This window comes from uncultured Microbulbifer sp., from assembly GCF_947498635.1.
GTDB classification, from domain to species: domain Bacteria; phylum Pseudomonadota; class Gammaproteobacteria; order Pseudomonadales; family Cellvibrionaceae; genus Microbulbifer; species Microbulbifer echini.
The window spans coordinates 1-21,864 of the sequence record NZ_CANMKV010000011.1 but is presented as its reverse complement, the minus strand read 5'-3'; the positions used below and the strand labels follow the sequence as shown (position 1 = coordinate 21,864).

The 21,864-nt window shown below is 50.7% G+C and carries 20 protein-coding genes; 10 read left to right on the top strand and 10 right to left on the bottom strand.

The window, feature by feature from the left end; genetic code table 11:
- Positions 1–86: 86 nt before the first annotated feature.
- From Q1A69_RS07600 to purM, 5 genes are all read right to left on the bottom strand, one after another.
- Positions 87–245, bottom strand: coding sequence for a hypothetical protein (locus Q1A69_RS07600; protein ID WP_299583732.1), 159 nt, complete (start codon positions 243–245; stop codon positions 87–89).
- A 612-nt stretch (positions 246–857) separates the two neighbouring features.
- The gene (locus Q1A69_RS07595) at positions 858–2,267 is read right to left on the bottom strand and encodes an outer membrane protein transport protein (protein ID WP_299583503.1); all 1,410 of its coding nucleotides are present in this window, start codon (positions 2,265–2,267) and stop codon (positions 858–860) included.
- 246 nt (positions 2,268–2,513) lie between these two features.
- Positions 2,514–3,218 (bottom strand): DUF3108 domain-containing protein, encoded by a 705-nt coding sequence (locus Q1A69_RS07590; protein WP_299583500.1) that lies wholly within the window; start codon positions 3,216–3,218, stop codon positions 2,514–2,516.
- A gap of 96 nt (positions 3,219–3,314) precedes the next feature.
- Complete coding sequence (purN, locus tag Q1A69_RS07585; protein WP_299583497.1) at positions 3,315–3,968, bottom strand: phosphoribosylglycinamide formyltransferase; 654 nt, start codon at positions 3,966–3,968, stop codon at positions 3,315–3,317.
- Entirely contained in the window at positions 3,968–5,029 is a 1,062-nt protein-coding gene (gene purM / locus Q1A69_RS07580; RefSeq protein WP_299583494.1) for a phosphoribosylformylglycinamidine cyclo-ligase, read from the bottom strand. Before purM ends, purN begins: the two co-directional genes overlap by 1 nt.
- Before the next feature lie 276 nt (positions 5,030–5,305).
- Between purM and Q1A69_RS07575 the strand changes: the two genes are divergently transcribed.
- The 4 genes from Q1A69_RS07575 (at position 5,306) to Q1A69_RS07560 (ending at position 10,372) form a co-directional block, all read left to right on the top strand.
- Entirely contained in the window at positions 5,306–6,403 is a 1,098-nt protein-coding gene (locus tag Q1A69_RS07575) for a DUF2066 domain-containing protein (RefSeq protein WP_299583491.1), read from the top strand.
- Between the two features lies 1 nt (position 6,404).
- Positions 6,405–7,118: a DnaA regulatory inactivator Hda gene (gene hda / locus Q1A69_RS07570; RefSeq protein ID WP_299583488.1), complete on the top strand. Its 714-nt coding sequence runs from the start codon at positions 6,405–6,407 to the stop codon at positions 7,116–7,118.
- Positions 7,119–7,487: 369 nt separating this feature from the next.
- The gene (locus Q1A69_RS07565) at positions 7,488–8,423 is read left to right on the top strand and encodes a universal stress protein (RefSeq protein ID WP_299583485.1); all 936 of its coding nucleotides are present in this window, start codon (positions 7,488–7,490) and stop codon (positions 8,421–8,423) included.
- A gap of 131 nt (positions 8,424–8,554) precedes the next feature.
- The gene (locus Q1A69_RS07560; RefSeq protein WP_299583482.1) at positions 8,555–10,372 is read left to right on the top strand and encodes a DUF885 family protein; all 1,818 of its coding nucleotides are present in this window, start codon (positions 8,555–8,557) and stop codon (positions 10,370–10,372) included.
- Between the two features lie 74 nt (positions 10,373–10,446).
- On the opposite strand, the gene Q1A69_RS07555 is transcribed toward Q1A69_RS07560, so the two are convergent.
- Positions 10,447–12,321: a DUF885 family protein gene (locus Q1A69_RS07555; protein ID WP_299583479.1), complete on the bottom strand. Its 1,875-nt coding sequence runs from the start codon at positions 12,319–12,321 to the stop codon at positions 10,447–10,449.
- Positions 12,322–12,563: 242 nt separating this feature from the next.
- Complete coding sequence (locus Q1A69_RS07550) at positions 12,564–13,145, bottom strand: Fe-Mn family superoxide dismutase (protein WP_299583476.1); 582 nt, start codon at positions 13,143–13,145, stop codon at positions 12,564–12,566.
- A gap of 329 nt (positions 13,146–13,474) precedes the next feature.
- Between Q1A69_RS07550 and Q1A69_RS07545 the strand changes: the two genes are divergently transcribed.
- A complete protein-coding gene (locus tag Q1A69_RS07545) occupies positions 13,475–14,230 on the top strand; it encodes a hypothetical protein (RefSeq protein ID WP_299583473.1) in 756 nt (251 codons plus the stop codon).
- Positions 14,231–14,391: 161 nt separating this feature from the next.
- A complete protein-coding gene (locus tag Q1A69_RS07540; RefSeq protein ID WP_299583470.1) occupies positions 14,392–15,900 on the top strand; it encodes a fumarate hydratase in 1,509 nt (502 codons plus the stop codon).
- Between the two features lie 59 nt (positions 15,901–15,959).
- Here Q1A69_RS07540 and Q1A69_RS20355 read toward each other — a convergent pair whose 3' ends face one another.
- Together Q1A69_RS20355 and Q1A69_RS07535 are read right to left on the bottom strand one after the other, a co-directional pair.
- On the bottom strand, positions 15,960–16,157 hold the full coding sequence (locus tag Q1A69_RS20355) for a DUF3955 domain-containing protein (RefSeq protein WP_366525563.1): 198 nt from the start codon (positions 16,155–16,157) through the stop codon (positions 15,960–15,962).
- Between the two features lie 171 nt (positions 16,158–16,328).
- The gene (locus Q1A69_RS07535; RefSeq protein ID WP_299583467.1) at positions 16,329–17,219 is read right to left on the bottom strand and encodes a LysR family transcriptional regulator; all 891 of its coding nucleotides are present in this window, start codon (positions 17,217–17,219) and stop codon (positions 16,329–16,331) included.
- 240 nt (positions 17,220–17,459) lie between these two features.
- Here Q1A69_RS07535 and Q1A69_RS07530 point away from each other — a divergent pair, with 240 nt between their 5' ends.
- The gene (locus Q1A69_RS07530; RefSeq protein WP_299583464.1) at positions 17,460–18,053 is read left to right on the top strand and encodes a sterol desaturase family protein; all 594 of its coding nucleotides are present in this window, start codon (positions 17,460–17,462) and stop codon (positions 18,051–18,053) included.
- A gap of 36 nt (positions 18,054–18,089) precedes the next feature.
- On the opposite strand, the gene Q1A69_RS07525 is transcribed toward Q1A69_RS07530, so the two are convergent.
- Positions 18,090–19,913: a DUF885 domain-containing protein gene (locus tag Q1A69_RS07525; protein ID WP_299583461.1), complete on the bottom strand. Its 1,824-nt coding sequence runs from the start codon at positions 19,911–19,913 to the stop codon at positions 18,090–18,092.
- A 263-nt stretch (positions 19,914–20,176) separates the two neighbouring features.
- Between Q1A69_RS07525 and Q1A69_RS07520 the strand changes: the two genes are divergently transcribed.
- The 3 genes from Q1A69_RS07520 to Q1A69_RS07510 all read left to right on the top strand — a co-directional run bounded on the left by Q1A69_RS07520 (position 20,177) and on the right by Q1A69_RS07510 (position 21,654).
- Entirely contained in the window at positions 20,177–20,521 is a 345-nt protein-coding gene (locus Q1A69_RS07520; protein ID WP_299583457.1) for a 4a-hydroxytetrahydrobiopterin dehydratase, read from the top strand.
- Positions 20,522–20,699: 178 nt separating this feature from the next.
- Positions 20,700–21,173: an OsmC family protein gene (locus Q1A69_RS07515; protein WP_299583454.1), complete on the top strand. Its 474-nt coding sequence runs from the start codon at positions 20,700–20,702 to the stop codon at positions 21,171–21,173.
- An 85-nt stretch (positions 21,174–21,258) separates the two neighbouring features.
- Complete coding sequence (locus Q1A69_RS07510; RefSeq protein ID WP_299583451.1) at positions 21,259–21,654, top strand: GNAT family N-acetyltransferase; 396 nt, start codon at positions 21,259–21,261, stop codon at positions 21,652–21,654.
- Positions 21,655–21,864: the final 210 nt, after the last annotated feature.

Here is a 21,864-nt window from a genome sequence, read left to right as displayed (position 1 = left end):
GCGTTGAAATAGTTTGGTGGCATTTTCTTTGCTGGCGGGTTGTCGGCTTATCTCCCTAAATGATCGCCATTCAGTTTGTGCTTTTTTTAGTTGGTGGCGGATTTTTTTGCTTGGTGAAATGCACTCAGTTTTTTATTGTTTGACTCGAACTCTTGTATTGACCGCATCAGCACTCTCCTGTGTCGCGGTGCCTCAGGCTGCATGCCATTGAGAATATAGGCCTGTGTAATTCGCTGGGATAGCATACGTTGACGTCCCGCGATATTGATGGCTTCTCCCATGGTTAATGCTATTGAATCCAGGCTTGCTATACATAGGAGGAGTATTATTGATAACTTCATGGCGGTGCTCGTGTGGTTGGGCTTGTTATTAATCGGGTCTGTTGTTTTGAGGGCTGTGACCGATTTTATCGTATGGCTTATTTGATGCTGCCAATTACCAACAAAGATCGGGGTTCGATTATTTGGGTTATCCCTCTTTTGGTGAGGGTGAGTTTCTCTGGGGGAGGTTTTTTATGTTAATCGTGTTGGTGTTGGTGCGCGGTGGTGAGGAGTAATTAATGGTTCAGTCTCTTCCGATCATTCTTTTGAGATAGATTGGATTTTTAATTGCGGCTCATCTAAATGATAAAGTTTCGAGAATAAATCGATTGATATGCGAAAGTTTTATTGGTTTACGTTAGGCGGGGCTAGGGGGGGGCACTTGAATTGTCGTTTGGTTTTTTTGGGTGAATGCTCTGGAGGTAGTGTTTGGAAGAGAGGTGGTTAGGTTGCTATTTGGTGGAAGTAAAAGGGTGGGCAAATAAAAAAAGGCCCTACTGTAGTAGAGCCTTTGGTTCCCAGGAAATGCGAATGCTATTAGAAGCTGTAGTTTACGCCAGCACTGAATAGCCAGGCCTGGGTTTTTGTGGTGCCGCCGTCGTAGAAAGTAACAAATCCGTCTAAATTACTGACTTCTTGAATCAGCTCATCATCACCCCAGATATAGGCGAGACTGGCATCAACACTCAGTCGGTCATTGTGCTTATAGGTTCCACCTAGGGTTAGCCACTGACGATCGGTGTCGGGAATGGAGAGGGTGCGCCAGGTGACAGGCAGGTCCAGGCCGGTCTCTTCTTTAATTTTCTCTTCTTCGTGGAGATTAAAGCCGTCACGGGCCGCGCCTTCATCATAGGCATAGCCGAATCGTACGGTAACTCTATCGTTATAGAAGTATTCGCCGGCTAAGCTATAGCGTGAACCGTCCTGAAAGTTCTCCTCTTTAATTAGAAGGGGGTTGAACCCTTCCCCGCCAGAAGGAATAAAGGCTTCGAGACGCTCAAAGCGGCTCCAGTGAGTCCACATATAGCCGAAGGCGATAGCCCAGTTATTTTCAAAACGGTGGTACAGACCCAGCTCAAGGGTGTCGGGCAAATTCAGAGTCAGGTTGCCGCTGGCATCGTCAAATGGAGCGCCGGCAGGAGTGACATCCGAATTCACGTCACCCTTCAGTTTGGGGTCGTAGATGGCATGGTAGGAAATGCCTGCGCGGGTGTTATCATCAATCTTCCATATGGCACCAACGCTCCAGCTCACATCCCAGCCGTCCCCCTCAACTTTTAGAATGCTGGCGCCTTCGGGGTTAACCCCTGTGAATTGCTCTATTGTTTCACCAAGAACGAAATCATTGGGGAAGCTGGATATTAATTTTGCGTCGGCATAGAGAAAGTTGATAGATGCGCCAATACTGAATCTGTCGTTGATATCGTAAGCGATGGACGGCTGAATATTTAAGGTCAGCAGCTCGGTCTGGTTGGCGATAGTGGTGGCTGGGAAGCTGTCGGGGAAGTCGGTTTCCAGGCCAAAGTCGGTATACATGGCCAAGCCCCAGGACCATTCGTCATTAATGGGGGCAGCTAGATAGCCATTAGGGATAAATGCACTGGTGGCATAGTCACTGGCATTGGCTTCAACGGTAGATGTGGCGTAAATGATGCCATCGGGGCCAACATCTACCGGGAGAAAATAAGTAACATCACCAGACACATCAATGCCCGGATCAACGTAAGTAATACCACCGGTCAAAGTGTAGGTATCGAACAGTGCAGAGCCCGCCGGATTGCGGGCGAGGATGGAGGCGTTGTCACCGATGGTATTTTCGGCAGCGAAGGCGCGGCCGAGGCCGGATGCGCTGGTTTCCTGTAGGTAAAAACCCGCGGCCATGGCGCCTTGGGAAACGGAGCCGATTGCTGCGGCTAAAACTGCGTGTCGCAGGTATTTTTTATTCATGAGAGCCCATCTCTAAGTCTGCTGATTACTGAAAACCATAAGTAGCATTGAAAATGCTGAGATATGGAACGAAGGCCATTAGATTTATATAGATGCCTTCGATTTCCGTAGCACATCCCTTACTTTAAACAGGGTAGGCAATAAGGAATTGCCCGTGCAAGGGAAAGGAATCACTTTATAAAGAGAAAAAAGGCAAAAATCCATCAAATGTGGATATTTTTTTTTGCCTTCCTTGAATAGGGTAGGTTATTGGCCTGCACCGACACTTTTCCCGCTGATAGACAGCTTTTTCAAAGTGATTTGATATCTTTTGCCATTTTCCTCACGTTGAACCAGCTTGACTAAGGCGTAGTTCCACTGGGGAGCAATCCAGACGGTTGTCTCTCTTTCGGAGTTCGCATCTCTTACCCTGCGCACCTTTATTGTCTCTACCTTTCCCATTGGCGTTTGCAGGATTTCGCTTCCTTCCCGGGCAAAGGTGTACTTGCGTATCTTCTTGCCATCAGCAATTTCGTATTGGAGATTTTCTTTGCCTGCGGCGACATCGAGCGCCAGTTGCATTTGGTAACTGAGTTTATCCAGGATATGGGGGGGTACATCCTGCATGTCGCGCTCGGGCTTGGATATATTGAGCACCATACCCTTGTCGGGCTCGAAGTTGAGGATGGTGCCGCGATCGCGGCCGAGCCCTTTCCTGCGATACTCATAGTGGTGGGGGGTAATGTTGCCATCCCGATCGGTAAAGCGAGAGTATTCTTTAATGCTGGCAAAGAGGGCGTGGGTGCTGAAATCCAGACGCCAATTACCTTCCTGCCCAGTGAGCTGTCGGGTGGCTGTCACACTAATGCCGTTAAAGCGTGCAGTATAGGTTGCCTTGAAGGGTTCCAGTTGGCTGGCCAGGGATTGGCCGGAAAGAAGGAGGATAAAAAGGGAGGAAATAAAAATGCGCACAACAGAGCCTCGCAAAATCTGAACCTTATTGAATACTAGCTGGCGAGACTCGCAAAGTACATTGCAGGTGCTTTGTCCCGCCAGCTGGTTTCGGGGCTAGTTGCTTACTTGGGCGCCACAGGAGGGGAGTAGTTCACCGTCCAGTTGGGTGCGATCCTCCAGCATCTTTAGGCGCTTTTGTGCGAACCAGGTAACAGCCATGGGATAAATTACATGCTCTTGTACCTGAACCCGCTTTGCCAGGGACTCGGGTGTATCGCCTTCCTTTATAGGGACTATGGCCTGAACGATGGCTGGCCCACCATCCAGTTCTTCAGTGACAAAATGAACCGTTACACCGTGCTCACTATCGCCAGCCTCTAGGGCTCGCTGGTGAGTATGTAATCCCTGATATTTTGGTAGGAGAGAGGGGTGAATGTTGAGTAAGCGCCCGCGGTAGTGCCGTACAAATTCGGGAGTGAGGATGCGCATAAATCCAGCCAGGATAACCAAGTCCGGCTGCTGCTGATCGATTTCAGCGATTAACGCCTGATCAAAACTTTCCCTGCTGGAGAAGTTGCGGTGATTCACTACGGAAGTGGGCACGCCGGCTTCGGCAGCACGGATGAGGCCGAAAGCCTCGGGCTTGTTGCTTATTACTGTGCAGACTGAGAAGGATGCCCCAGCTTCCGCCGAAGCATCCAGGAGTGCCTGCAAGTTGCTGCCACTACCGGAAATCAGTACGACAACTTTGCATACACCTTGTGACATTACAGCCCCGCCAGTTCTACAGCTTCTGCGCCTTCGGCGGCGTCTTCGATACTGCCCACTACGAAGGCGTCTTCACCCAGCTGCTTGAGAGTTTCCAGAGCCTGCTCGGCCTGTGTTGCCGGTACACAAATAACCATACCAACCCCGCAGTTAAAGGTGCGGTACATTTCTCGCGCGTCGATGTTGCCCGCCTGTTGAAGCCAGTGGAATACCGGTGGCATTTTCCAGCTGCTTACGTCTACTCGCGCGCGGCAGCCCTCGGGTAATACCCGCGGTAAGTTCTCCAGTAGGCCGCCGCCAGTAATGTGGCTGAGGGCGTTCACCTGTGAACTCTTCATCAGTTTCAGCAGATTTTTTACATAGATGCGGGTAGGCGACATCAATGCTTTAGCCAGGGTTTCACCGCCCAGGTCTTGCTGCAGATCGGCACCACTAACTTCGAGTACTTTCCGAATCAGGGAGTAGCCGTTGGAGTGTGGGCCGCTGGAAGCGAGTCCGATCAAAACGTCGCCGCTTTTTACCTTTTGACCGTCGATGATTTCTGACTTTTCCACCACGCCAGTGCAGAAGCCGGCCAGATCGTAGTCGTCGCCCTCATACATCCCAGGCATTTCGGCAGTTTCGCCACCAACCAGGGCGCAGCCTGCGAGTTCGCAGCCTTTGCCAATGCCGGAGACAACTTCAGCGGCGATATCTACGTTGAGTTTGCCGGTGGCATAGTAGTCGAGGAAAAACAGGGGTTCCGCGCCCGCTACGACTAGGTCATTGACACACATGGCGACCAGATCGATACCGATGGTGTCGTGAATGCCCAGGTCCATGGCGAGGCGCAATTTGGTGCCCACGCCGTCGGTGCCAGAAACCAATACTGGCTCCTTGTAGCCGCTGGGGAGTTGGCAAAGGGCGCCAAATCCGCCCAGGCCGCCCATAACTTCCGGGCGAGAAGTTCGCTTGGCTACGTGCTTGATGCGCTCTACCAGGGCGTTACCCGCGTCGATATCGACACCGGCGTCCTTATAGGAGAGTGATGTTTCAGTGGATTGCGGCTTGGAATCGCTCATGATTCTTCCTGCGGTGGGTCTTCGAAGGGCGCGTATTCTAGCCGGGTCTTGGTCCGGTAGCCACGCCCAGGGAGCATCTGAGTGTAGGAATCTGCTATTTATCTTCAAGTTAATGGCTAGAAACCCTCGAATAGTGAGAACTCGGGGCTGAGAGAAGTCGCTGACGCTGATACAATAGCTGCAATTTTTAGCCTGTCCGTGGATTTTAGCGTCTTGCGCAACAACAATGATTTCGTGCAAGCTCACGGGCTGGAATGAGGTTTGGAGAGAAATCCTATGCACAAGCTGCTCCGGCAGGGATTGGTGTTGCAGTTTTTGGTCCTGTTGTTCGGCGCCCTGATTCTGCCAGTCCAGGCTCGAGTTATCTCGGATCTGTACGAAGTGGTCGAGGCCGTACCGAGCCGCGGGGCAACTGATCGTGCGAGTGCCGGCAGTCGGGGGCTCGAGCGGGTGTTTGTGCGTGTTACCGGGGACGCCGCAATTGGCCGCAACCCGAACCTACAACCCATCTTGCAGAAAGCTCGGCATTTCCTACAGGGCTATCGCTATACCAGCGAAGATAACCAGCTCTACCTCCATCTCTCTTTTGATCCCCAAGCCATTTCCAGGCAAATACACCAGCTGGGTTTGCCCATGTGGCCCAACAATCGCCCCGGCACTTTGGTGTGGTTGGCGGTGGATACCCTCAAAGGGGGACGCAATATTCTCCGGGAGGAGGATTCCCCCGAACTGTTCTCGGTGCTTGACGCTATGGCAATAGAGCGCGGGGTACCTTTGGATTTCCCAGTGATGGATCTCAATGACCAGCGCAATATGCCACTCGGCGCTCTTTGGGCTCAGGATGAGCAAGCCGCGGAGCGTGCCGGTCTGCGCTATCGCCCCGATGCCACCTTAATGGGGCGTCTGCTTCAAGCCTCGGGGCGACGCTGGCAGGCGGACTGGCTATTGATACACGGCGGTCGCAGCTACGCTTTTGACAGTGCTGGTGGTTCATTGGAGGAGGTTGCGCTGCGCGGTGTCAATCAGATGGCTAACCTGCTCGCACAGCGCTATGCGGTGCGCCCAGGTGTTGAGGATACTCAACAGGGTGCGATTGTTGTGGAGTTATCGGGCGTGGATAGTTTTGCCGACTACGCGGAGGCTTCAGCCTATCTGCAGGGGCTGGCGCAGGTGAGCAGTGCCAATCTCCTCTCTGTGGAGGGGGATCGGATGCGTCTTGCGCTAGCAACCACAGCTGGGCTCCGCAGCTTGCGCGATGCCCTGGCGTTAAACCATAAATTGCGGGCGCATGGGGACGCGGATGCCATTGAGTTGAATGGACACCGTGCACCTCTGGGCGGCGCTGATAATCCGTTGCGCTATCGCTGGGACTGAAATGAGTATTCCGCAACAGCTGCCCCTGGGAGTATCCCTGAGGGATGATGCCACTTTCGATAACTTTTATCTGTCTGACTCGGACCCCAACCGTCAGGTTGTGGCTCTGCTGCAGGCTTTCGCCAGTGGGCAGAATCCTGAAGCGGTGATGTATGTCTGGGGCGATGCGGGCAGTGGAGTGAGCCATCTCCTGCAGTCCGCTTGCCAAGCGGCTGAGGCCAGTGGCCGCAGTTTCCAGTACATTCCCGTGGCCGAATTGATGACCATGGATCCGGTTGTACTCCTTGATGGCCTCGAGCAACTGGACCTGGTGTGTATCGACGACCTTCACTTGCTGGAGGGGCAGCCGGAATGGCAGACAGCCATGTTCCACTTGTATAACCGGGTCAGAGACAGTGGCAGACAGCTCCTATTAGGCGCACGTAAATCCCCACGAGGGATGGATATCTCTCTCGCGGATCTGTTGTCGCGTCTGCAGTGGTCCCTGGTGTTCCAGTTACAGCCGATGAATGATCGTGACAAGGTGGCGGCCCTGCGCAGGCGCAGTCGCCTGCGCGGTTTCGACCTGCCGGAAGACGTTGCGCAATATATTTTGCACCGCGTGCCCAGGGATACCCGTGCCTTGTTCCTGTTACTGGAGCAGCTGGACAGGGCCTCTCTGATGGCCCAGCGCAAAATCACTATCCCCTTTGTGAAGCAGGTACTGGATATCTAAGGAGTCCCTGAAGCGTCCCGTATTGTTTTTGCGGGACTTTCACCGGGGTTCACGCTTTGCGCGACAACTTTTCGAAAGGTCTAGGCATTCGTACTAGCCCGCGCCTTGATTGTGAGCCGCCCTGAAAGCCAAAATTATCACGCGATTTTCAGTACTTCTCGAGCTCTTGAGTACCTAGCCATTGCCCAGGAGTCGGCGGTCTTATCTTTGGCTCCTAACAGCCCCCTCTCTCGATTATCTGCCCGGCACTTCTATCCTTTAACTTTGAATTGACCATCCTACACAGTATCAAATGGTGGTGGTCAGAGGGTTCGCAAGGAAGTTTTCGCCTACCTTTATTTCCAAAGCTCGCAGTTCTAGGAAAGTGTTATGCCGAATATTCATAAAGTCCTTTATGTGAGCCATGCGGCTGAAGATGAATCCAGCGGTTTGTTGCAGGCATTTGCTCTCGCTCGTAATAACAGGGCAGAAATTAAGGTGCTTTTAGTCTGTCCGGCGGTGCCTGCAGGGTTTGAGGATTTTAGTAACCTCTGCGTTGAGGCAATGCTGAAGCGGGTAAAAAGTGAGATTGCCGCTACCCAGGAGCGGATGAAGGTGCCCAAAGAGCAAGTGAAAATGGAAATTGAATGGGACTGTGGCCCACGTCCAGCGGAGAGGGTTATCCGACGTGTACTCGAAGAGGGCTATGACCTAGTAATCAAGAATGTTGAAGGGTTGAGCCAGCTCAAGGGTTTTAAAGCCATTGATATGGAGTTGTTACGCAAGAGCCCCTGTCCAGTGTGGTTGTGCCGGCCTATAGAGCGCACTCATACAGAGATACGGGTAGCGGTGGCGATCGACCCAGAGTGTGATGAGGGTAGTACCTACGATCTGGCGATCCGCTTATTGCGCTGGGCACGCGTATTGGCAGACAACTGCAACGGTATCCTGCATGTGATTTCCTGCTGGGATTTCGATGTGGACGAGTACTTGCGCCGCCATTTTCCCTTAAGTGCCTCCGAAGAAGAATTGGATCAGGCCACAGAGGCCGCTCGGGCACAGCATCGCTCAAAGCTGGATGTGCTGATACGGGCTTCCGGTATCGGTGGCGATATGCAGGTACACCACGTAATTGCTCACCCCGATAACTTTATTCCGCTCTTAATTGATGATGAACAGCTCGATCTCCTGGTGATGGGTACCGTGGGCAGAGCGGGAATCCCCGGATTTATTATGGGGAATACAGCTGAAAATATTCTGCAGAAGGTGAGTTGTTCTCTACTTGCGTTAAAGCCCAGTGATTTTATTTCTCCCATTAAGTTGTAACGCTTAAGATGGGTGTGCGGTTTGCCTGCATTTTGGCTTATGTTGTTCACAGCCTATCTAGGTTCACTTGGGGTCGGTGATATAGATAGGACGGCGGATACAAATCGCAGCATCAAAAAAAGGAGAAAATAATGATTAGGAAGTTAGCCAAATGGTTTGGTGGGATTTTGTTATTGGGGGTCGCGGCGGTCTCGGTATTTGCTGTTAATGCGGTCTATTTTAAACCCTGGTCTATTGATGTGTATTTTGAGCGAGCCTTTATCAAGCTCGGCAGCACCAGCCCAGAAATTCTTTCGCAGTTGCGTATTCTTGAGCAGTTTGGTATTGATGGACACAATGCGCACCTCGATGACGTATCCGAGGCAGAGCAGCATCGCCAGATGCAAATGATTAAAGATGAGCTAGCGGTGCTTCACCAGTACAACCGTGCTGATTTAGGGGGGCAGAAAGCGATTTCCTATGATGTCTTTTCGTACTTTCTAGGCAATGTGGTGGAGGGCGAGCGGTGGAAATATCACGATTACCCGCTCAATCAAATGTTTGGCGTGCAAAATAGTCTGCCGGAGTTTCTCGCAGAAGTGCATCAAATAAACAATATTAAAGAAGCGGATTACTATCTTTCCCGTCTGGATGAAGTCGATCGCAAGTTTTCTCAGGTGCTCGATGGCCTGAAGATTCGTGAGGAAAGAAATATCTTGCCGCCACGATTTGTGATCGACAGTGTGCTGAAGGAAATGCAAAATTTTATTGCCCAACCGGCGCACGAAAATATTCTCTATACCTCTCTTGAAGAGCGCCTGAACAAGATTGAAGGATTGGCCAATGAGGAGCGTGTGCGAATTCTTGGCCGGGGGGAATCCCTCATCGATGCAGAGATCTATCCCGCCTATAAGCATCTGATTGCCTACTATCGCCAATTACAGCAAGAAGTTTTTGAAAACAACGGGGTTTGGGCGCTACCTGACGGGGATGAGTTTTATGCCTATCAGGTGCGCAGCCACACTACGACGAATTTGTCTCCCGAAGAGTTACATCAGACTGGTGTAGAGGAAGTGGCAAGAATAGAAGGGGAAATGAATCGTATTTTCTCTTCCATTGGGCAGGATAGCGGCAGTATCAGTGCGCGATTTGCCGCTATCAATAACGATCCCCAGTTTTTATACGAGGACTCGGATAAGGGCCGCGAGCAGATTATTGCAGATTATCAGGTCATGATTGATGCGATAAATACCGGGCTGGGAGAGTACTTCGATGTACAGCCGGCAATGGGAGTTGAGGTAAGGCGGGTTCCCGAATTCAAGGAGCAGGGCGCTCCAGGCGCTTACTACAACCCTCCGGCCATGGATGGTTCCCGCCCTGGCGTTTTTTATGCAAACTTGCGCGATGTACATGAGACCAAAAAATTTGGAATGCCGACACTGGCGTATCATGAAGCAGTTCCCGGCCACCACTTTCAGCTGGCAATAGCCCAGGAGCTCAAAGGCGTACCCACCTTCCGCAAGCTGGGCCTGTTTACAGCCTATGCGGAAGGCTGGGCGCTTTATGCTGAGCAAGTGGCCAAGGAGGCGGGTTTTCAGGAAAATCCCTATAACGACCTTGGCCGTCTTCAGGCAGAGATGTTCCGTGCAGTACGTTTGGTTGTGGATACGGGTTTGCACCATAAGCGTTGGAGTCGCGAAGAGGCCATTAACTATATGGTGGAAAAGACCGGGATGGCGGAAACAGAGGTCACTACAGAAATCGAACGTTATCTGGTGATGCCCGGACAGGCGCTCGCCTACAAAGCGGGAATGTTAAAAATACTGGAGTTGCGAGGAAGAGCGCAGGCCGCCCTGGGTAATGCATTCGATATCCGTCAATTCCACAATGTGATGCTTACCAATGGTGCCTTGCCGCTGGCAATTTTGGAGCGTCAGGTGGATGATTGGATTGCTGCAGAGAAAGGGTAAATAAGGTTTAAATATAAGCAAAAAGGCCACTCAGAGAGTGGCCTTTTTAGTGGACTTAATATCGCTAGGCGGGGTTAGCTTTTTGCTTTTACACCCTCAACCCATTGGTTTACCAGCTCTTCGAGAACATCCAGCGGTACAGCACCGTTAGCCAAAATCGTATCGTGGAAGCCGCGCACGTCGAACTTGCTACCCAGCTGGGTTTTGGCTTTCTCGCGCAGCTCGACAATTTTCAGCATACCGATTTTATAAGCCGTCGCTTGGCCGGGCATTACGATATAACGCTCAATGGCCTTAACCACGTCACCTTTCGGATTGGGGGTATTTTCCACCAGGTAGTTAATGGCCTCTTCACGGGTCCATTTTTTGGCGTGAAGGCCAGTATCGACGACCAGGCGACCCGCGCGCCACAGCTCCATAGCCAGGCGGCCGAAGTCGGAGTAGGGGTCTTCATAGAAACCCAGCTCTTTCGGCACCAGCTCGGAGTAGAGGCCCCAGCCCTCGGTATACGCGGTGTAGCCGCCGTACTTACGGAATTTGGGAATGTCTTGCAACTCTTGGGCGATGGAGAGTTGCATATGATGGCCGGGAATGCCCTCGTGGTAAGCCAGCGCTTCCATTTGGTAAGAGGGCATATCTTCCATGTTGTACAGGTTGGCGTAGTAGATGCCAGGGCGAGAGCCGTCTGGAGCTGGACGTTGATAGAAGGCCTTACCCGCGGATTTTTCGCGGAATGGCTCAACGGCTCGAACATCCAGGTCCGCCTTGGGTTTGGTAATAAATAGCTCGTCCAAGCGACCTTTCATGGTGTCAATGATCGCCGTGGCTTTTTCCAGATATTCCGTTTTGCCTTTCTCGGAAGTGGGGTAGTAAAACTGCTTGTCGGTGCGCATGAATTCGAAGAATTCTTGCAGATTACCCTCAAAGCCTGCCTTGCGCATGATCTCGCGCATTTCATCGTGGATACGCGCAACTTCTTTGAGGCCGGTTTGGTGGATTTCGTCGGCCGTCAGGTCTGTGGTGGTATACACGCCGAGGCGGAATTTATAGAAGTCATCACCGTTGGCCAATTTCCATGCGCCATCGTCGGTGGAGGCTTTTTTCTCCAGCGTTTGCAGGTAGCTGATCAGCTTCTTGTACGCTGGGCCGGCACTATTTTGCAGGGCGGTGCTGGCCTTGTCGATCAGCGCTTTTTTCTGCTCAGTGGTAATCTCCAGCTTCTCTACTTTGCCTTTGAAGTCGGCAAATAAGGGGCTGTCTTTCTCGCCGTCAAAAGGTGCGCCGCTGATCAGGTTTTTTGAATCGCTGATTACGTAGGGGAATACAAATTTCGGTACGATGGTGCCGGCCTTGGCATTGGCTTTCAGATTTTCTTCCAGCTGGGCGAAGTACTGCGGCATACCGTTCAAACGGGCGATGTAGGCCTCGGCATCGCTCACCCCATCAATGCGGTGTTGACTGATCAATAAGGAGGCTGCGCTGGTGTGGGTGGCATACATCTGGTTGACAGGGTAGTAGTGGTTGCGCCACTGATAACCCTCGATGTCCTGCTCCAGGTTGCGTTTGGCCAGGCGCAGGCTCAGGCGAGTAGCTTCGTCCAAGGTGTTGGGAGCGATTTTGTTCAACTCAGCCAGCTGGCGTTTATTGATCTCCAGGGTTTCTTTGGAGAACTCTGGAGAGAGGTTATCCCACTTGTCGTAGTCTTCTTTTTGGCCAAGGAAGGTTTTGAACTCGGGGCTGCGAGACAGGTGCTCTTGGAAGAAATCCTCGAACATCTGGTTTGCCTGCTGGATGGTTTCCTGGTTCACTTTTGCGGTGCTGTCTTGAGCGGACTGCTCGGCAGTGAAGGAGGTCGCGCTCTGCTCTGAGGCTTCAGTGGCGCTGCGGTCACAGCCGCTGATAACCAGCGCGCTAATGGCGGCTGCGATCAGGGTTGGTTTCAACTTCATAAGCGTATTCCCAGTGTTCGGATAATCTTTGCAATTTTGTGCCGCTTAAGGCGGCATTCTTTAGATTTTCAATGCCGCTAAACCGTATTTTGTACAGCGTTTGCGGCGCAGATCAGAAGGTATTGTGCGCACTTGTGCGGCTTTTGGCCAGGGGGCGGTCCCAGGGTGAGGGGCCGCTAATGATTCCGGCTTTCTGAAAGTAAAAAAGCGGGCAGAGCCCGCTTTTTTAGGTGATCCCGCGATTAGGCGAAGTTCTGGTTAACAAATTCCCAGTTCACCAGGGCCCAGAAGGCTTCCATGTACTTCGGACGCAGGTTGCGGTAGTCGATGTAGTAAGCGTGTTCCCATACATCGCACGTCAGCAGCGGAGTAACACCCTCTTCGGTCAGTGGGGTAGCCGCGTTGGAAGTGTTAACGATCGCTACGGAGCCGTCGGCCTTTTTTACCAGCCAGGTCCAACCGGAGCCGAAGTTGTTCACCGCGCTGGCAGTAAACTCTTCTTTGAACTTGTCGAAGCTACCGAAGGCTGTCGTAATGGCTTCTGCGATCGCACCGCTGGCTTCGCCGCCACCGTTGGGGCTCAGGCAGTTCCAGTAGAAGGTGTGGTTCCACACTTGCGCAGCGTTATTGAACACGCCACCGGAGGAGGATTTGATGACGTCTTCCAGGGATTTGTCGGCGTCAGCGGTGCCTTCTAGCAGGCCATTCAGCTTATCTACGTAAGTCTTGTGGTGTTTACCGTAGTGGTACTCCAGGGTTTCTTCAGAGATGTGCGGGGCCAGGGCATTCATCGCGTAGGGGAGTTCGGGCAATTCGAAAGCCATGGTGTCTTCCTTCCTTTGTTTAGGTTATTGGTGAGAGCATTCTACACGCGCCGTATGCCAGAATTAAGCCGGCGCTATGGAATAGGGAATTTTGGGACGTTTTCCTCGAACTCAAGGGGTGAAGTTTGATGTCACCATCACATTGATGTCGGCTATTCTTACTCGTGCCGCTTACTTTTTCGTCAATTTTTGGTATAAATGCCGCAGAATTCGACGAATCTGTCTCGGCTTGATTTCCAATGAAGTAGTGACTTTTACGATACTGGGCGGGACAATCCCGAACTGACCAGTACCGACCCCACCAGATTAGTTACCGGGTGTATTGATACATGCAACGCAGAGAGCCCACACTGGACGGCAGTGCCGCCATTGAACCCACATTGGAGCCCAGCGCTCCAGAGCACGGTGAGCAGACCACAGAGTCGCAAGTTATTGTCGAGGAGCGCCGCGGCGGATTTTCCTTCCTCGGTCTCTGTGCCCTGGTCCTGGCCATGGGTGGCCTTGCCGCTTCTGGTTTCCTCTATCAGCAGTGGCAGGAGAGCCGCACCCTGCTGGTCAATGCGGAGAATCGCATCACCGATGCAGAGGGCCGTATTGCCGAGCTGGAGAAGCGCTTTAGCCTTTCCGACGAGGAATCTACGGCTTCGGTTGAAGTCTTGAATGCCAAGGCCAAAGAGAATACTGCTGAGATCCGCAAGCTCTGGGGCGTGGCTTACGATACCAATCGCAAGGGTATTGCGGCTAATAAGGCCGCGGCCGCTGCGAACAAAAAGCAAGTGGCGTCCCTCAACAGCAAGCTCGGCAGCCTCGATGCCAGCGTGAAAAAAATCGCCTCAGTGGAGTCTGCCCTGTCGGAACTGCGCAAAGGCAATACCGAGAGCAAGCGCGAGATGGGCGACAAAATTGCGCGTCTGGAGCGCCAGCTGGCCTCTGTGCGCAGCGATCTGACCATGCGTGTCGGTGCCAACGAGGAAGCGGTGGAATCTATTGATGCCTACCGTCGCTCGGTCAACAAGGACCTGGTGCAGTTGCGCGATGCCATCCGCTCCCTGCAATCCAGTGAGCCCACAGCTTCGTCGATGTAATTTTCGGTTAACACCTCGAAAGGGCGAACCCTGTGTTCGCCCTTTTTTATTTGTCGCACAAAACGCAATCGGGCCGCAGGGCCATATCAAATCAATCGCAGGCCAATAACCCTACTTTTCGTGTAGAATCGCCGGCCTTGAGACGTTAATCGGAGTTGGGCATGACCACTATCCGCCAGGATGATCTGATCGACAGCGTTGCCGACGCGCTGCAATTTATTTCTTACTACCACCCACAGGACTTCATTCAGGCCCTGAACAAGGCTTATGAGAAAGAGGTCAACCCGGCGGCCAAGGACGCCATGGCGCAGATACTGATCAACTCACGTATGTGCGCCGAAGGCCATCGCCCCATCTGCCAGGACACGGGTATTGTGACCGTTAAGCTGAAAGTGGGTATGAATGTGCGCTGGGACGCTGAAATGAGCGTTACAGACATGGTGAATGAAGGGGTGCGTCGCGCCTATCAAAATGCTAGCAACGTACTACGTGCTTCTATCCTTACAGACCCGGATGGCGCCCGCAAAAATACCGGCGACAACACTCCGGCGGTGATTCACTTTGAAATCGTACCCGGCGATACCCTAGAGGTCTACGTAGCAGCCAAAGGCGGCGGCAGCGAGGCCAAGACCAAGTTCGCGATGCTGAACCCCTCCGATTCTGTTGTGGATTGGGTCCTTAAGATGGTACCGCAGATGGGCGCCGGCTGGTGTCCGCCCGGCATGCTGGGTATCGGTATTGGTGGAACCGCTGAAAAAGCGATGCTGCTGGCCAAGGAATCCCTGCTCGACCCTATCGATATTCAGGAATTGCAGGAGCGCGGCGCTTCCAATCGTGCCGAAGAGCTTCGCCTGGAGCTTTACGATTCTGTAAATAAACTGGGTATTGGTGCTCAAGGTCTTGGTGGCCTGACGACCGTGCTGGACGTCAAAATTAAGGATTACCCGACCCACGCAGCCAACAAAGCCGTGGCGATTATTCCCAATTGTGCCGCCACCCGTCATACCCACTTTACTCTGGATGGCACGGGTCCCGCGCGTCAGACACCGCCAAAGTTGGAAGACTGGCCACAAATTACCCGTGAGGCCGGTAGTAATACCCGTCGCGTGAACCTGGATACCGTAACGGCAGAAGACGTGCGAAGCTGGCAGCCCGGTGAAACCCTGCTGCTCAACGGTAAGATGCTTACCGGCCGTGATGCCGCTCACAAGAAAATGGTTGATATCCTTGCGAAGGGCGAGAAACTACCGGTGGACCTCACTGGCCGCTTTATTTACTACGTGGGCCCAGTAGATCCAGTACGCGACGAAGTGGTTGGCCCTGCAGGCCCCACCACCGCCACTCGTATGGATAAATTCACTCGCACCATGCTCGAAGAAACCGGCCTGCAGGGAATGATCGGTAAAGCCGAACGCGGTCCCATGGCAATTGAGGCAATCCGCGATAATAAAGCGGTGTACCTGATGGCCGTCGGTGGTGCAGCCTACCTGGTAGCGCAAGCAATCAAAGGCTCCAAGGTTGTTGCCTTCCCAGAGCTGGGTATGGAAGCTATTTATGAGTTCGAAGTGGAAGACATGCCGGTCACTGTCGCAGTGGATAGCGAAGGTGAATCAGTGCACACGACTGGTCCGCTGATCTGGAAAGCTAAAATTGAAGAGGGTGTGGTTTAAGCTATATGCCCACTGGAAAGGCCGGCCACCCCAGGTGCCCGGCCTTTTTTTGTGCTGTTTCATCGAATCCGGCTATTTACCTGGCGGTGTTTACGGCGAACAATACCGATCACTGTGATAACAGCTCCGCTCAAGAGAATTAGTAAGCCAAGCGGTAATAATGCAAATGGCTCACGCAAGATTCCCTCTGAGTCTATACTGCTGCCAATGAGCCAAAAGGCGAGAAGGGATAGCCCTCCAAAAATAATTAATACCACTCCAATCTTTAGCAAAATAATTCCTCTAAACCTGCACTCTATTCGTAATCTGATCGTGAAATAGATGAATCCTTATCGACTTCACGGGCAACCGCCAGTCCATCTTTGGTTCCACATTAATTCGCTAACCTGATAGTTTGCCGAGATAATATGGGTCGCTATCCGGGCATTCTATTTTCCTAAAGTAGGATAAAGTTCCAGAATTTTTTCCCTTACCCAGCGATGGGCGGGATTAACTGTTTGTGACTTGTGCCAAGTCAACTGTAGCAAAACTTTAGGGAATGACATTGGCAATTTGAGCATACGCACTGGGAGTGCCTTGTAGTGGGCGGAATGCATCATTCTCGCTGGTACAACACCAATTAAATCCGTAGTAGATACCACATAGGGAAAAGAGGAGAGGTGAGGGATTCGCAGACAAATATTGCGTTGTAATTTTTGGGGGCGGGCTAGCCTTTCCATCGGGGAGCCCATCGGGTTTCCTCTTAATAGGGATACTTGTGGTAAAGTTTGGAAGCTCTTTTCACTGATTGCGTTACCGATTTTTTTATTATGCTTGCCGACAATAATTACAAGCTCTTCTTCAGAGATCGGTTGGGTAACATAGTTGGGTGACTCCACCGGCAGGTAATCAATAATCAGGTCTACCTCGCCATTACTTATCATTCTGGTCGTCATTTCGGATTCATCGGGGAGCACTGTAAGCTTGATGCCGGGTGCATATTCACGAAGCCATTCACTAAAACCGGGGATCATCAGCGTTTCCACCACATCCGGCATAACGATGGAAAACTCCTGTTCGGCTTTTCGATAATTAAACGGTGTTTGTTGAAGCCCGGAACGAACGGTAGTGAGTGCCTGATGAATAGATGGGTGTAGTGAAAGCGCGCGCTCAGTGGGACGCAGGCCCTTTGCGGTTCGAATAAACAGTTCATCTTCATAGGTTGCCCTCAATCGCTTAAGGGCAGCGCTGACAGCGGGTTGACTCATATGCAGTTTAATGGCAGCTCTGGTTAGATTTTGCTCGAGCATAAGCGCGTCAAATATGGGGAGCAGGTTCAAGTCCAGCGATCTTAGGTGCGTTGACATTATCAGCCTGGAGAATAATACAATTAATAATTATTTATTAGACGCAGCATGATGTCTCTAATTATATTTCGGGTCAACAGATTAAAAACACCTTAATCACTCTAAAAATAGAGGTGAGTTATGTGCAGGATGCCTGATACCACGGCTTTCAGAGCGGAATATAGGGCTCGTGTTCAGAGGCGCTATAGCGGCTGGGTTCATTTGGGAAGTGTTATGTTGATCAGCCTTACAGCCGCAGTCTATTGTATTTTGCATATAAGGGATCTGAAAGGGGGGGAACTGCTGGTGATTCCGCTCGGAATTCTGGCTTACAACGCTGTAGAGTATGTGAGCCACCGCTGGGCGGGGCATAAAAAGCTGAAGCTGACCAAACTTTTCTACCGGCGTCATACCGGTGACCATCACAGTTTTTTTTCTGCGCCACAATTGTCTTTTGAGTCGGCTTACGATTGGCGTATTGTACTGTTTCCTACGTATTTAACCGCTTTTGTTGCTATTGTTCTGGCGCCATTTTTTGGATTTTGCCTAACTTGGTTGGTTTCAGTGAATGTGGGATACCTCATGGCGGCAACCATGATATTAAATCATTTGGCTTATGAGCTTTTACATATTGGATACCATCAGCCCATAGGGGGCTGGTTTCATAGGGTGCCTGGGCTTCGTGAGTTGGCCCACCTGCATAGAATCCATCATCATCGAAAATTAATGAAAACCCATAATTTTAATTTGACCTTCCCCTTATTTGACCTTTTACTGGGTACTTTATATTGGGAGCCATTGGACTCTTTTGATGATTTTTGTGATTGAAAAATATTTTATTCTTTCATGAGTTTATGGGAGGCTTTAATTCTGGTTTTCTTGGTCTAAGTCCGTCAGCATTAATTCGCGGATAATGGGTACAGGCGCACTGCCAAAACTCAAGAAATTTTCATGGAAATGTTTTAGGTTGAAATTATCACCCAGTTTTTTTTCCACTTCTTCGCGCAAGGCTTGTATGGATATGAAACCAGCAAAGTAGCTGGTCAACTGTACCTGGCTCAAAGTGGCCCTGTGCCATTTTCCCTCGGCCTCAGCCTCCTGTTGAAAAGCCCCCTGAACCATTAGCTTCATGGCCTCGGCCTCAGTCATTCCCTTTACCTGTACACCGTAGTCGAGGAGGGTGTTGGTAATTACACGCAAATTCCATTTGTAATACATCAACCAAAGTTCAGGTGAGAAATCGCCATATCCTGCGTTTAACATCATACGTTCTGCATAGACTGCCCACCCTTCGATCATGGCACTATTGCCGAGAATGGTCTTAATAATGCTGGGCGATTGGTTGGCATAAACCAGCTGGGTGTAGTGGCCGGGGACGGCTTCGTGAATATTGAGTATTTGCAAAGTGTAATGATTGTACTCGCGTAGTAAGCTATTGGCCCTCTCGTCGCTCATAGTTTCTATGGGTATAACATTGTAATAAGAGTTGGCATTTTTATCGTAGGGGCCGGGGGCATTAATCGAGGCAACTGTAAATCCGCGCAAATAAGGTGGAGTAGTGCGTACCACTAGAGGTTTCTCTTTGTCTAAGGATAAAAGGTCATTTTCGATCACAAAATCCACCAACTGCGGTATTTGCTTTTCTATCTCTTTTTTGAACGTATTTTTGCTGGCGTGATTTAGTGAAAGTTTGTCAATTAACCGGCGAATTTTTTCGTTCTGGTTGGATGGTATTGGGTCTTCTGGGAAATACTTAGGCCAGAGCTGTTCGGCGAGTTCTGACATCTTATTATGTGCCTGATGTTGCTGTTTTTGTGCGCGTAGATAAAGTTCTTTGGCACTGATGCCTATCTGAATGTCGAATAAAAATTTTTCTTCGTAAAGCTTTTCACCAATGCGGAAGTTTCGAAATCTACCAGACTTTTCCAATTTGGCTTGTAATTTCTTTAAAAAAATTATGTAGTCTTTTATTGCAGTACGTGTGGCATCTAAGCGCTGCCTGAAAACTAATTTCTCATCGTTAAACATCTGACTGCTGTCTACTAGCTTTTCTACTTTTTCTCCAAAAACTTCCAGGGCGCCCTCGTTTTGCTGTATGGCTAGTGCTAGTTGAGGTGCTGCCGGCTTGTTTATTGCTTGTTTGGCGGCTTGGTAATATTCGGGTACCCGGCGCATTCGGGTGTTGAAAGTGCGCAATCGCTTCTTGAGGGGAGCGAATGGGGTGTTCAGAATCAAGGCAAAGGGGTGGGAGACATTATAAACAGAAGGATCCCATTGGTAGGATTTAAAGGTAGTATGCTCCCATTGCAGGCGCTTTAAAAAATTTAAAATCAATGTCATATCGGTGAGGGAGGTGATGCTGAGTAATTCACGATCTAATGCCAAAAACTTGCGCTCATAAGTTTGCGCAAAGTCCATTAAGTAAGCGCGATATGCCTTGTCGGGTACTTGTAGAGAAATGGCAGCGTCGTAGTAACCCTCGCGTACGGCCCAGGATGGAAAGACTTTCCAGAGGCCATTGATGAACTGTTGGCTCAGTTGCTGGAAGGCCAGCTCCATCTCGGCGCGCATTTCGCTCATGGTTTCAGCTTGTGGGGGAACTATACGCTTCCGGTCTGTATGTTCGGGACCACAGGCAGATAGAGTGAATAGCGACATTAAAGTCAATATCGTGAGCAGGGTTTTCATGGCGATCCTTGCTGAAGGGCTTTTGTTAACGCCTGTAGATCTGTTTAAAAGCTAACACATCTGCCTGTGGGCTAGGGCAAAGTGGCGCCGAATGCTTCTGGGGAGTAACTGCTAGTCAGCTTTTAGCACACTGTTCCATATCGGTGAGCGAAAACCGTAGAAAATGCGTTTTTAACGTCTGTACTTGTGTCGTTGCGGGGGCCCGGTTAGAGTGAGGTCCACGCTAAATAACCGATAATAAACAAGGTTTTGAGGACTTATTCATGACAGAACTCGCCCAACAACAATGTGAAGCTTGTCGCGCGGATGCCCCTCTCGTCAGTGATGATGAGCTTCCTGCGTTGCTGCGCCAAATTCCAGATTGGACCCCGATGGCCCGCGACGGCATTATGCAGCTGGAGCGCGTTTTCAAGTTCCGCAACTTTAAGCAGGCACTGGCTTTTACCAACCGCGTCGGTGCTATTGCTGAAGAAGTGGGGCACCATCCAGCACTGCTTACCGAGTGGGGTAAGGTTACCGTGACTTGGTGGAGCCATGAGGCTAAGGGTTTACACAAGAATGATTTTATTATGGCTGCCCGCACAGACGAGCAGGTAGAAGCTCCATAGCAATTGATTGACAGTGCGCCTGTATACCGCTTTAAATGGCTCGAGCAGGCGTTATACCTGCTGAGACAGCTCTCACCAGCACCTGATTTAGACAGGGCTGGTGACCCCTTCCAAATGGAATCCCTAGCACTGTTGTATCCATCCCGGTCTATGAGTGTTGGATAGAAGGAGAGATATCTTGTCCGAGTACACCTCGACGGTAATCTGGCAGCGCGACGAGCAAATATTCACCGATAACCAGTACAGCCGCGCTCACACCTGGCACTTTGATGGTGGCGCCTCTGTTCCCGCCTCCTCCTCCCCTCATGTCGTACCCATTCCCTATTCAGTGGTTGAAAATGTTGATCCAGAAGAAGCTTTTGTAGCGGCTCTGTCCAGCTGCCATATGCTGTTTTTTCTATCGATTGCAGCCAAGCGTGGATTTGTGGTCGATGAATATTGCGATGAAGCTAGAGGAGTTATGGGGACCGATAATGATGGTCGAATTGCTATGACTAAAGTTACCCTGCGCCCTTCGGTTCGCTTTTCCGGTGAAAAACAACCCAACCGTGAGCAGTTAGAAAAAATACATCACCTTTCCCACAAGCAGTGTTTTATTGCGAACTCCGTTAAAGCTGAAGTGGTGACAGAGATTCAAGCGCCTCCAGCCTAAGTACTTTCCTATAGCGGATTGGCTGTCGCTAAGTAATAACTAGACTTGGCGGCAATATTGATTTGTTTATTTTTTTCGGGCAAATATGTACACAATTATTGAGAAAGTAGCTCCTACTGAGGATTTCCTCAGGCTGCGAGAGATAACAGGTTTAACTCCCAGAAGCCGTGAAGCAGCGGAAAAAGGCCTTCCAAATAGCTTGTACGGTATCCACATAAAAAGACACTCGGAAACTGTCGCTATGGGGCGGGTAGTGGGGGATGGCGCACTTAATTTTGAGATAGTGGATGTCGCAGTCGACCCCAAATTCCAAGGTGTTGGCCTGGGGCGTCAGGTAATGGAGCACATTATGGCTTACCTGGATCGAGAAGCGCTCCCTTCAGCATATATTACGTTGATGGCAGATGTGCCTGAACTTTATAAAAAGTTTGGATTTGAATTGAGCCGCCCAAATACCGAGGGGATGCATATAAGCAAATAATGGCACATAGCTATTATTGTGGGTTCGCAGTTGGTTTTACACCAATAAACGAATGATTGATTCAGTGTTGGCCATATCGCTTATGGTATTAAAATCATTTAGGGAACCTCTGAATAATTCCGAGCCAATTTGGTAGTATTCAGTTATCCGTCAAGACTACGATAGATCATGCACCAAGTCACCTTTGCCGAAGCAGAATACAATCTGAAG

What these genes read in the sequence shown, in the direction of transcription:
- Q1A69_RS07600 (WP_299583732.1), bottom strand. Translation starts at nt 245, where the DNA reads ATGCTATCCCAGCGAATTACACAGGCCTATATTCTCAATGGCATGCAG.
- Q1A69_RS07595 (WP_299583503.1), bottom strand. Translation starts at nt 2,267, where the DNA reads ATGAATAAAAAATACCTGCGACACGCAGTTTTAGCCGCAGCAATCGGC.
- purN (WP_299583497.1), bottom strand. Translation starts at nt 3,968, where the DNA reads ATGTCACAAGGTGTATGCAAAGTTGTCGTACTGATTTCCGGTAGTGGC.
- purM (WP_299583494.1), bottom strand. Translation starts at nt 5,029, where the DNA reads ATGAGCGATTCCAAGCCGCAATCCACTGAAACATCACTCTCCTATAAG.
- Q1A69_RS07575 (WP_299583491.1), top strand. Translation starts at nt 5,306, where the DNA reads ATGCACAAGCTGCTCCGGCAGGGATTGGTGTTGCAGTTTTTGGTCCTG.
- hda (WP_299583488.1), top strand. Translation starts at nt 6,405, where the DNA reads ATGAGTATTCCGCAACAGCTGCCCCTGGGAGTATCCCTGAGGGATGAT.
- Q1A69_RS07565 (WP_299583485.1), top strand. Translation starts at nt 7,488, where the DNA reads ATGCCGAATATTCATAAAGTCCTTTATGTGAGCCATGCGGCTGAAGAT.
- Q1A69_RS07560 (WP_299583482.1), top strand. Translation starts at nt 8,555, where the DNA reads ATGATTAGGAAGTTAGCCAAATGGTTTGGTGGGATTTTGTTATTGGGG.
- Q1A69_RS07555 (WP_299583479.1), bottom strand. Translation starts at nt 12,321, where the DNA reads ATGAAGTTGAAACCAACCCTGATCGCAGCCGCCATTAGCGCGCTGGTT.
- Q1A69_RS07550 (WP_299583476.1), bottom strand. Translation starts at nt 13,145, where the DNA reads ATGGCTTTCGAATTGCCCGAACTCCCCTACGCGATGAATGCCCTGGCC.
- Q1A69_RS07545 (WP_299583473.1), top strand. Translation starts at nt 13,475, where the DNA reads ATGCAACGCAGAGAGCCCACACTGGACGGCAGTGCCGCCATTGAACCC.
- Q1A69_RS07540 (WP_299583470.1), top strand. Translation starts at nt 14,392, where the DNA reads ATGACCACTATCCGCCAGGATGATCTGATCGACAGCGTTGCCGACGCG.
- Q1A69_RS07530 (WP_299583464.1), top strand. Translation starts at nt 17,460, where the DNA reads ATGTTGATCAGCCTTACAGCCGCAGTCTATTGTATTTTGCATATAAGG.
- Q1A69_RS07525 (WP_299583461.1), bottom strand. Translation starts at nt 19,913, where the DNA reads ATGAAAACCCTGCTCACGATATTGACTTTAATGTCGCTATTCACTCTA.
- Q1A69_RS07520 (WP_299583457.1), top strand. Translation starts at nt 20,177, where the DNA reads ATGACAGAACTCGCCCAACAACAATGTGAAGCTTGTCGCGCGGATGCC.
- Q1A69_RS07510 (WP_299583451.1), top strand. Translation starts at nt 21,259, where the DNA reads ATGTACACAATTATTGAGAAAGTAGCTCCTACTGAGGATTTCCTCAGG.